The organism is Brevibacterium mcbrellneri ATCC 49030 (assembly GCF_000178455.1).
Taxonomy (GTDB): domain Bacteria; phylum Actinomycetota; class Actinomycetes; order Actinomycetales; family Brevibacteriaceae; genus Brevibacterium; species Brevibacterium mcbrellneri.
The window spans coordinates 1-9,965 of sequence record NZ_ADNU01000068.1; the positions used below are offsets into that span (position 1 = coordinate 1).

The 9,965-nt window shown below is 60.5% G+C and carries 8 protein-coding genes; 3 read left to right on the plus strand and 5 right to left on the minus strand.

What is annotated here, in order from left to right:
• Positions 1-686 precede the first annotated feature (686 nt).
• Positions 687-2,087 carry an FAD-dependent oxidoreductase gene (locus HMPREF0183_RS09985; RefSeq protein ID WP_005885706.1) on the minus strand — a complete coding sequence of 467 codons (1,401 nt, stop codon included), beginning with the start codon at positions 2,085-2,087 and terminating at the stop codon, positions 687-689.
• Between the two features lie 201 nt (positions 2,088-2,288).
• Here HMPREF0183_RS09985 and rarD point away from each other — a divergent pair, with 201 nt between their 5' ends.
• Positions 2,289-3,251, plus strand: a complete 963-nt coding sequence (rarD, locus tag HMPREF0183_RS09990; protein WP_005885708.1) for an EamA family transporter RarD — start codon at positions 2,289-2,291, stop codon at positions 3,249-3,251.
• Positions 3,252-3,281: 30 nt separating this feature from the next.
• On the opposite strand, the gene HMPREF0183_RS09995 is transcribed toward rarD, so the two are convergent.
• From HMPREF0183_RS09995 to HMPREF0183_RS10005, 3 genes are read right to left on the minus strand one after another with little or no spacing between them, the layout of a single operon-like run.
• Positions 3,282-4,319, minus strand: a complete 1,038-nt coding sequence (locus HMPREF0183_RS09995) for a polyprenyl synthetase family protein (RefSeq protein ID WP_005885710.1) — start codon at positions 4,317-4,319, stop codon at positions 3,282-3,284.
• Positions 4,316-5,611, minus strand: a complete 1,296-nt coding sequence (locus tag HMPREF0183_RS10000; RefSeq protein ID WP_005885712.1) for a geranylgeranyl reductase family protein — start codon at positions 5,609-5,611, stop codon at positions 4,316-4,318. The genes HMPREF0183_RS09995 and HMPREF0183_RS10000 overlap by 4 nt, the downstream gene beginning before the upstream one ends.
• Positions 5,612-6,331: a demethylmenaquinone methyltransferase gene (locus HMPREF0183_RS10005; protein WP_040348961.1), complete on the minus strand. Its 720-nt coding sequence runs from the start codon at positions 6,329-6,331 to the stop codon at positions 5,612-5,614.
• A gap of 52 nt (positions 6,332-6,383) precedes the next feature.
• Here HMPREF0183_RS10005 and HMPREF0183_RS10010 point away from each other — a divergent pair, with 52 nt between their 5' ends.
• Positions 6,384-7,742: an isochorismate synthase gene (locus HMPREF0183_RS10010; RefSeq protein WP_005885716.1), complete on the plus strand. Its 1,359-nt coding sequence runs from the start codon at positions 6,384-6,386 to the stop codon at positions 7,740-7,742.
• A 29-nt stretch (positions 7,743-7,771) separates the two neighbouring features.
• On the opposite strand, the gene menD is transcribed toward HMPREF0183_RS10010, so the two are convergent.
• Entirely contained in the window at positions 7,772-9,385 is a 1,614-nt protein-coding gene (menD, locus tag HMPREF0183_RS10015; protein ID WP_005885718.1) for a 2-succinyl-5-enolpyruvyl-6-hydroxy-3-cyclohexene-1-carboxylic-acid synthase, read from the minus strand.
• A gap of 47 nt (positions 9,386-9,432) precedes the next feature.
• On the opposite strand from menD, the gene HMPREF0183_RS10020 reads away from it, so the two are divergent.
• The coding region (locus HMPREF0183_RS10020) for a hypothetical protein (RefSeq protein ID WP_040348963.1) at positions 9,433-9,965 on the plus strand (533 nt) is incomplete at its 3' end.

A 9,965-nucleotide genomic window follows, 5' to 3' on the forward strand; every position in this document is an offset into this window, starting at 1 on the left:
GCCCCACCGGCCCGACCCGGGCCACGACGGGCCGACACGCGGTCTGTGACACCGCTCATTTACGCCCACGCAACCCGCGTGCGCTCAGAAGAACAGCAGCGCGCGGATCGAGTCGCAACAGAGCTCCGGCCCGACGCTCGTATCTCAGGGTGGCGTGTAGGTCGATCGTGCCTCCTACCGGCCACCAGAACGAGACGAGGCTGGCCGGGTAGGCTGGAAGGTGTCTCTCCCTCGCCACAAGATGATCCCCGTGCCTGCCGGGTCGATCGTGTTGCGGGATGCCAGGACGAAGACCTCGCGCACCGCGGAGCTACGGCAGTTCCACATTGCTTCCACCCCAGTGACGTGGGAGTTGTACTCGCGCGTGCTGGAGGCCCCGGTACCCGGCGATGAGGACGAGAACGCGCCTGCGCACTCGGTGTCGTGGCGACACGCCCTCACGCACCCACCTATGCATCGTCCGTCGCCCAGGATAACCAAGCTCACGAATCGTCTTCGTTACCGACTTCGTACGCTTAAAAACCCGCAAAGCCAAACGCCGCTGCTCCTTCGTATACGACATAACGGAATCCTCCAAGAATCCGTCCGCATCCCCAACTGCGCATTATATTGCGCGGTTTCGCTCGCTTTGCGCCGTTTGGCCCCGGGTTGAAGCTACTGAGCCACTTCAACACAGCCAGTTCTACTCAGCGGCCCTCGGTCACAGCTTCGCGGGCGGCCGCGATCATGCCTTCACGAGTCGCTACCTTGATACGTTCGCGGCCGTGCGGAGCACCAGACGCGCGCTCGGCTGCCTCGAGTCGGTGGATACCTTCCCAGTCGATGAAGTCCACACCACGACTCTTGAGCAACTCAACAATCGCACTCTCATCCGCGTTATCTGGCTCCGGCAGCTTCCCTTCGACAAAGTCGGTGATCACGTGCCCAATCGTCTCCAGCGCGTCACCCTTAGTGTGGCCAATGAGACCCACCGGGCCTCGCTTGATCCATCCCGTGACATACACACCAGGGATAACCGGGGCTTCGTTCGCCGTCATCTGGCTTTCGCCGTCCACCACACGACCTTCAACGTTGGTGATCACACCCTTACGGGCGTCAAACGGAAGCTGTGGAAGAGGCGTTCCAAAGTATCCAACCGCCCGGTAAATAGCGGTCACGTCCCAGTCGTGGAACTCACCGGTTCCGGTCACGTTGCCGGTACCGTCCAGCTCCTGGCGCTCGGTACGCAAACCGGTCACACCACTTTCTTCGTCACCCAGAATCGACACTGGCGAGTGTAAGAAGTGCAAGTGCAGACGACGCTTAGCCCCGGTTGGTTCACGGAGCGTGAAGTCGGTGAGCGTCTTTGTCACCTGCTTGACCTGGTTTGATTCCTGGATCGACTTCATTGACCCTTCGTCGAATTCGAAGTCCTCCGGGTACACAACAATATCGACATCCTTGACCTGACCCAGCTCACGGATCTCCAGTGGCGTGAACTTGGCCTGGGCGGGCCCACGGCGTCCAAACACGTGAACATCGGTCACCTGGGACTTCTTCAACCCTTGGTACACGTGGTCCGGGATCTCGGTGGTCAACAAGTCGTCTGCTTGTTTCGCCAGCATGCGTGCCACGTCCAATGCCACGTTTCCGTTGCCAATAACAGCCACGCTCTTCTGATCCAGTGGCCACTCTTGGGACACGTCTGGGTGGGCGTCGTACCAGTTGACAAACTCAGCTGCCCCATAGGACCGAGGTAGGTCGACACCCGGAATCCGCAGGTTCGCGTCAATGAAGCAACCCGTTGAGAAGATCACCACGTCATAGAGCTTCTGTAGGTCTTCCAGGTGGATGTCGGTTCCAAAATCCACATTGCAGAACAGGCGAATATCTCCGCGGTCAAGAATTTTCACCAGCGCGTTGGTGATCCCTTTGATTCGCGGGTGGTCGGGTGCGACCCCGTAGCGCACCAAACCGAATGGCGCAGGGAGGCGCTCGAACAAATCAATACTGACCTCAAAATCGCGTTCGGCTTTGGTAAACAGATCAGCGGCGTAGATTCCCGCCGGTCCAGCACCAACAATGGCTACGCGAAGTGGTCGATTCATGTCACACCTTTCGTCAGTCGCACCCAAGTCTAAGTACTTTGAGTAATAGCCTGCTAATTTTTCCCACCAAGAGCCAGTATTCGTGCTCGGGCTCACATTCCACGTTCACGCGCCACCCCCAAACCTCACCCCAAACTCCCACCTCAACCGCCGCAGTGAGACCACACACACCTAAGCGAAACTTATGTATAGACTTCCCGTGTGAACGCGCACCCAAACAACAGCCCAAACACCCCGGAACCAAACCCGGGCATCCCAGACGATGAACAGGCCCGCCGTAAGGCCGGGCTCATTTTTGGCCTCAGCGCGTATCTGCTGTGGGGCGTCCTGCCCCTGTTCTTCATGGCCATCCAACCGGCCGGCCCCCTTGAAATCCTGGCCCACAGAATCATCTGGTCACTGTTTTTCTGCCTGATCCTCTTGCTGTTCGCTCGAGGCTACCCCCGGTTGTGGCGTCTGCTTCGCACGCTTCGCGTTCTAGGAATCCTCGCGGTGGCGGCCATCACCGTTGCGATCAACTGGTTCATTTTCGTCCTGGGTGTGGACATGGGTCGCATCGTCGAGGTGTCCTTGGGCTACTACATCAACCCACTGGTTTCCGTGCTCTTGGGCGTTCTGTTCCTGAAAGAAAAACTCCGCCCGCTCCAGTGGCTAGCCATGGGAATCGGCACGGTAGCCGTCATCGTCATTGCAGTGGGCAACGGCCAGTTCCCCTTCCTGGGTGTGGGCGTCGCCTTATCGTTTGGCCTCTACGGGCTCATCAAGAAGCAGATCGGTAGCCGTGCGGGCGCGCTCGAAGCGATGACCATCGAAACGATCGTCCTGTTCATCCCGTCCGTGACCTATGTGCTCTTCCTGATGTCACAGGGCCAGTCGAACTTCGAAACCCAAGGCTCACTTCACGTGATCCTCATGCTCTGCCTAGGACCGGTCACCGCGATCCCACTGATCTTGTTTGGCAGCGCAACCTCACGCATCCCCCTGTCGTGGGTGGGCATGTTGCAATACGTCACCCCCACCATGCAGTTCCTCACCGGAGTGTTCCTTCTGGGTGAAGACATGCCTCTGTCACGCTGGGCAGGGTTCTGCATCATCTGGGTGACCGTGGTACTGGTGTGCGTGGACGGTGTGATGGCCGCCCGCCGCAGGCGCCGTCTCCGCTAACGTAGGGCCCCGCTACCCCCGCCGAGGTGGTTACCGCGCCCGCTCGACCGTCCCGTATGCGAAGGTGGCAAGTGCATCTTTGATTTCACCGTCAGGCAACGGGGCCAGTGCTTCTACCGCGCGGTCTGCCCATGCTCGGGCTTCTGCCCGCGTCTGTTCAAGCACTTCATGCCCAGCCAAAGCTTGACGGGCTTCTTCCAACGCCGCATCTTCGGTGAGGTCGGCGTCCACCTTGGCGACGACCTCGGCGGCGGACTCATCCCCCGCCTGCGCTGCCTTACGCGCCAACAGAACGGGCAACGTCGCTACCCCTTCACGCAGGTCAGTCCCCGGCGTTTTACCCGAGTCTTTGCCGTCGACGGTGAGGTCGATGACGTCGTCGGCTAGTTGGAACGCGACCCCCACGGCCTCGCCGTACTCCTTGACAACAGGCAACAGTTCAGCTGGACCGTCTGATGCGATCACTCCGAATTGGCATGAAGCAGAAATCAGGGACCCGGTTTTGTCGGCTAACACTGACAGGTAATGCTCAATCGGATCGTCCGATTCGGTGGTCCCAACGAACTCGTGCAGCTGGCCCAGAACCAAGCGTTCGAATGTTTCGGCCTGCACCCGCATGGCTTCAGCGCCCACTTCCAAGCTCAGCTGGGAGGCGCGGGCGAACAACAGGTCACCGGTCAGAATCGCAACGTTGTTACCCCACTTTTCGTGGGCTGATAGCGCACCCCTACGTTTGGGGGCTTCATCCATGACGTCGTCGTGGTACAGACTCGCCAAGTGGACCAGTTCCACAGCGGCCGCGGCAGTGTGCACGCGGGGCGAAACGCCACCGCCTAGTTGCGAACACAGCAGAACCAGCATGGGTCGGACACGTTTTCCTCCGGCCCGCATGAGGTGGTGGGAGGTTTCGTCAGCAAACGCCGAGGTCTGACTCGCAGCCGCGTCAAGCACCGTTTCGACGTGCTGGAGTTCGCCGACAAGCATGTTCGTCATCTCTTCTGACAGAGATCCGCCCACCGCATCGAGCGCGAGTCGCCCGTAATTCTTTGGCGTCGAGGTGCTTGTCATGTCCCCATTCCTGTTTCGTTGCTTGTTGCGGGCACCACCCGTTCGAGACCTGCAATGACGTGATCGAGAATGTCCTTACCTGAACGTTCTTCATACACGTTTGCAAACAGTTTCACCACGAACTTCATCAGCGTGGAACTGCTCATACCGTACTTTAGTCCCAGTTTCATGATCTGGGGGTGTCCAATGAGGTTTGCGAAGACTCGGCCCATCGTCACATACGATCCGTACGCATCCCGCACGATCGACGGATACGAGCTCATCATCGACTTCCACGCCCCGGTTGGATAACCGTGGTGGGTCACCACAATATCGGCTGCTATGCGGGCCGACTCCATTGCGTAGTCGATGCCTTCACCGTTGAACGTGTTCACCATGCCCGCAGCGTCACCCACCAGCATGACTCCGTCTTTGAAGTGCGGCGTGCGGTTAAACGCCATGGGTAAGGCAGCACTTTTCGCGTCTGCCAGCGCCGTGGCAGGGTCGATACCCCAACGTGGCCCCACGGACCCTGCCCACTGGTGGAGTGTCTTCTTGTAATCCACGCTGCGGAAATCAGGGGACGTGTTCAACATGCCCAGGCCCACATTGACCGTGCCGTCGCCCAGGGGAAACAGCCACCCGTAACCAGGCAGAGGCTCCCCGCTACCCCCACTGCCCGAATCTGCTCGCAGTTCAAGCCACGATTCAATGAAGTCGTCGTCGTGACGTGGCGAATCAAAGTACGTGCGCACGGCAACTCCCATGGGCCGGTCGTCACGCTTGCGGATCCCCATTTTCACCGCGGTTCTGGACGATACCCCGTCAGCCGCAATTACCAACGGTGCCCGGAACGTCACCCGCTCCCCCGTGCGACGACCTCGGTCGTCTGTCACTTCCGCATGCACGCCAGCAACCCAACCGTTTTCAAAGAACGCTTCCGTCACCTGCGTGTGCTCAAACAGGTGAGCGCCACTGGCCTGGGCGTGGCGGGCTAGCGCTTCATCGAGCACTGTACGTGGCGCGGTCAGCCCGTAGTTGGGCATGCCGGACACGCGCGGCCATTCGAGTTCCACCCGGTGCCCGCCACCAAACAGGCGCAGACCTCGGTTCGCGTGCCACCCCGGGTTCTCAAACCCCAGATACCCCAGTTCGCGCACCGCCCGCGGGGTCAGTGCGTCACCACAGATCTTGTCGCGCGGGAAACCGGCCTTTTCGACCAACGCCACACGTAACCTACCTCGGGCCATATGTGTGGCGGCCGCTGAGCCACCCGGGCCGGCACCTACAACAATGACGTCAAAGTCAGCCACTTACGACTGGCCTCCCGGCTTAACAGCTCCCAGTTTAACAGCATGGTGGATCGCCACGATTCCACCGGTGAGGTTGCGGTATTTAACCTGGTCAAAGCCAGCGTCGCGCATCATGTACGACAGGTCCATCTGGGCGGGCCATTCGCGGATCGATTCCGCCAAGTACACGTACGCTTCCGGGTTGGAGGACACGACCTTGGCCACCGCGGGAAGGGCGCGCATGATGTACTGCTTATAAAACTTGGAAAACGGCGCAAACGTGGGCGTTGAAAACTCCGTGATGACGAGCCGCCCGCCCGGTTTGAGCACCCGCAACATCTGGGCCAACGCACGTGCCGGATCCTGCACATTGCGGAACCCGTACGTAATGGTCACGGCGTCGAATTCGTTGTCATCGAACGGCAAGTCCAATGCATCCGCATACACAAACTCAATGTCCGGGTGGCGTTTGCGGCCCACTTCCAACATGCCTTCAGAAATATCGCCGGCGATCACGCGCGCGCCCGCTTGAGCATACGGAACAGAGCTGGACCCCGTACCGGCCGCCAAGTCCAGGATCTTTTCACCTGGCTGAGGGTCAACCGAACGCGTGTTTTCCACCCGCCACCACCGCGACAAACCAAATGTCATGGCATCGTTCGTGAGGTCGTAACGGTCTGCAACAGCGTCGAACATCGACGCGACATCCGATTTCTGCTTATCTAAGTGGGCACGGCTCATTCCTTTATCTTCGCAGGTCTGACGTGGCTTAGCGAAATCCCTTCCCGCTACCATGAAGGACGTGAACGGTGAGACAAACGCAGAAACTCTGACAGTGCGACCCGGCGACACAGTGCCCACGCTGTCTGTCCGGTCGTGGTTTGTCGACGGTGTCACCCCAGAATCTCCCGCTCCGTTCGTAGGTGGGCTCCCGGCCACCAGCATGGAGTTCCTCACCCAGTTGCCCACGGACACTCTGGCCTGCTGGGTGCGCGGCAACAGTGGGTTGGTGGGCTTTGGTCGCGCTGTGCGGATCCGCGCCCGAGGTGCCAACAGGTTTTCGGATTTGTCCACTATGTGGCGCTCAATTTCTGGCAACGCCACGGTGGATAACCCCGTTCGTTTGCCAGGTTCCGGGCTCGTGGGTTTCACCACGATCGCGTTCGCTGAGGACTCGCAAGCCGAATCCGTTATCGACATCCCCCAGTTCATTATGGGAAGGCGCGACGGGCGTGTGTGGCTCACCGCCGTCAACGTCACCGGCACTCCTCACACGGAACTCAAACTTCGCGACGTGGCGCTGCAGACACCTCGGGACCCGCAGGTACACGACGGGCACGTTTCCGGCGAGCGCTACACGCGCGCTGTCACCGAGGCCATCGAGATCATGCAGTCCGGGCGCGCCAGCAAGATCGTGGTGGCCCAGGACGCCGTGGTCGAAACCAGCAACGACATTGACGTGCGTGCCCTGGTGGGCGCGTTGAACCAGGCCTACCCGTCCACGTGGACGTTCTGCGTGGCCGGCATGGTGGGAGCGACCCCGGAACTTCTCATCTCGCGTTCAGGCGACCGGGTTGAGTCCCGGGTTTTGGCGGGCACGTACCGGGTGGCACATGACCCGAGGTCGGAGCTCGCCGCCGCCCGCGCCCAGTTAGGTGGAGCGAAGGACACGGCCGAACACCGTTACGCGATCGACTCGCTGGCCCAGACGCTTAAGCCCTTGTGTTCTGAGCTGGAGGTGGACCCTGAACCGCACCTGCTGGCCCTGTCCAACGTCATCCACCTGGCGTCCGACGCCCACGGGGTCGTGAAGCCCGGCCACACACTGTTGGACGTTGCGCAGGCCGTTCATCCCACTGCCGCGGTGGGCGGAGTGCCGCGGGAGGCGGCCTGGGAGCACATCGCGCATGTAGAAAAAGCGGACCGAGGTCGTTACGCGGGCCCCGTGGGATGGATCGATGGCAACGGGGATGGCCAGTTGGGGATCGCGTTGCGGTGCGGTCAGCTAGAAAGTCGCAACAAGATTCGCCTGTGGGCCGGTTGCGGGATCATGCCGGATTCCGACCCGGCCTCTGAGCTTGCCGAAACCCGCGCCAAGCTCACACCTATGATGACTGCACTGGGTGTGGCCCACCTTATTGATCAGGTGTAAACCGACTGGCCTGTGCTACCTTGCTGCGCTTACTCACCAGCTGTGAGCGCCACTTCGTACACTCCAGGCTGTTTGCCGTCGACCGCGGCGTGCAGGTCGCTCATGGTGTTGATGTACCTATACGGCCAGCCGTAGGCGGTGGCCAGGTGGTCGAAGTTTCGGCCGTGGCGGGTCGCGAAGAACCTGTCAAAGTATGGCGCTAAGTGGTCTTGACCGTGCTCGAGGCCAGCGAAGATGGATCCGCCGTCGTCATTGAGGATGAAGATCTGTACAGGTGGCAGGTTTTCGCCCGTTTCCAGCAAAAGCCCGCCGATGTCGTGCAGGGCGGTCACATCGCCGATCACAATTGCCAAGGGGTCGACGTGGCGGGAGTGCGGGGCGCCCGACGGGTTATTTAGCTGCTGGCTCTGCCCGGCTTTTGCGATACCGATCCCGGTAGAGATGAGCCCGTCGATCCCGGCCAGTCCCCGCGACGCGTGAACATCACACCCGGTGGGAGGCACATTCGCTAAGTACCGCACAGTGTTCGAGCTTCCCACCAACATGTGCGAACTCCCAGCTGCGATCGTTGACACGATGCTTTCCGCCGCACTGAGTTCTACCGGCCAGTTCCCCGCGAACTCCACGTGTGGTTCGTGGCTTTCCGCGCCTTGCTCTGCGTCACTGCCTGCGCCCGACCGTTCCTCACCCAAGGCCCGTGCCCGCTCAAGCGCTTCCTCAGGCCACCACTCCGCATTCAGCGGGATCGTGAAAACCGGACGCTGGGCCAACAGTTTGGCGGTTGGTCTAAACAGTGTGACCTTCCCGTACTGAACCACGGTGGTCACGTCGTCCCACCCTCGCGCGTCCAGCACCCGGTGTGGCACGGGAACGGACATGTCAACGAGCGCCGAGGTGGGTTCAGCAAACACCGGAACCCCCACCAGCATGCCCCGCACCACTCCGTGCGAGTCGTCAAAACCTGAACAGTCACCCACCACTGCAACAGTTCCAGGCTTCTTCAGCGCATCCAACGCATCTGCGAGCGCCTGAATGTCCTGCTCGCTTGGATGGAACTGGTGGCCCTGTGTGACCTCACGGGGCACGTCCCATGGAAAGTCCGTTGCTTCTGGCACCAGAGGAACATCGAACTGCACGTTCAGTTGTACCGGCCCGGGCAGACCCGTTTCACCCATTGCCACCGCCAACGCTTCTGCGACCGGGGCAGGTTCACCTGCCGGAACATCGTAGGCGGCAAACACCTCGGGCAAAGCACGGGACTGGTCATCCAGCGTCTGGTTAGCTCCCGTTACCCGCAGACGCGCTGGCCGGTCAGCCGTCAGGGCGACGATGGGCACGTGACTGTAAGCGGCCTCGGCGATGGCGGGCCCCAGGTTCAGTACCGCCGTTCCCGAGGTGGTCACCACCCCAACCGGCCCCGGAGTTCGCTGCGCGCGCAGTCCCTTGGCGATCCCTAGCGCCAGGAACCCGGCGGAACGTTCGTCGATGCGTACGTGGGCAGTGATGATGCCTTGCCGGTCCAGTTCAGCAAAAGCGTAGGTGAGTGGCGCGGACCTGGAACCGGGGCACACAACAACGTGTTTCATTCCAGCTCGCACGCAGTCATGTGCAATTTCACGGGCGGTAGCAGTGGAGATGTTCACGTCTCGATTCAATCACGCTTAGATAGTTAGCTAGTTAGACTGAAAACATGAACTACCCTCCCTCCCCATATGGGTCCTCTGTTGCGCCACTTGCACCGGCGGTACACAGAAACGACAAGCGACGCGGCTGGCAACTCTTTTTGGGAACCGTGCTGTTCTTTGTTGCACAAACGTTTATGGTCATCCCGGTAGCGGTGTATGCGATCGCCACGGGGAAGCCTGACGACATCGCTGACATGATTGGGTTCAGCGGACGGACCCCCGAACTTCTCCCCACTGTTCTTCTCTGTGCGGGAGTGGCGTGTGGCATTGCGGTTTCCATGCTTGGCTACATGCTCATCGTGAGCAAAGTGGGTGGCACTCCCGGAAACGGGTTGAAGGGTAAACGCAAGTTCCTGGAGTTCATTTTGGGAGTGGTCTCAGGGATCGTTCTGATCGCGCTGGCGGTGGGAGTGATCTGGGCGCTGGGTGGTTATTCGGTGACCGGCATCCACACGGGCCCCACACTGTTGCCTGCTCTTCTTGCAGCTGCTGCGATCGGACTTGGTCCGGGCTTTATGGAAGAGGTCCTGTTCCGAGG

Bases quoted from the DNA above. Each gene is read 5' to 3' on its own strand.
- HMPREF0183_RS09985 (WP_005885706.1), bottom strand. From the start codon at position 2,087: ATGAATCGACCACTTCGCGTAGCCATTGTTGGTGCTGGACCGGCGGGA.
- HMPREF0183_RS09995 (WP_005885710.1), bottom strand. From the start codon at position 4,319: ATGACAAGCACCTCGACGCCAAAGAATTACGGGCGACTCGCGCTCGAT.
- HMPREF0183_RS10005 (WP_040348961.1), bottom strand. From the start codon at position 6,331: ATGAGCCGTGCCCACTTAGATAAGCAGAAATCGGATGTCGCGTCGATG.
- HMPREF0183_RS10010 (WP_005885716.1), top strand. From the start codon at position 6,384: ATGAAGGACGTGAACGGTGAGACAAACGCAGAAACTCTGACAGTGCGA.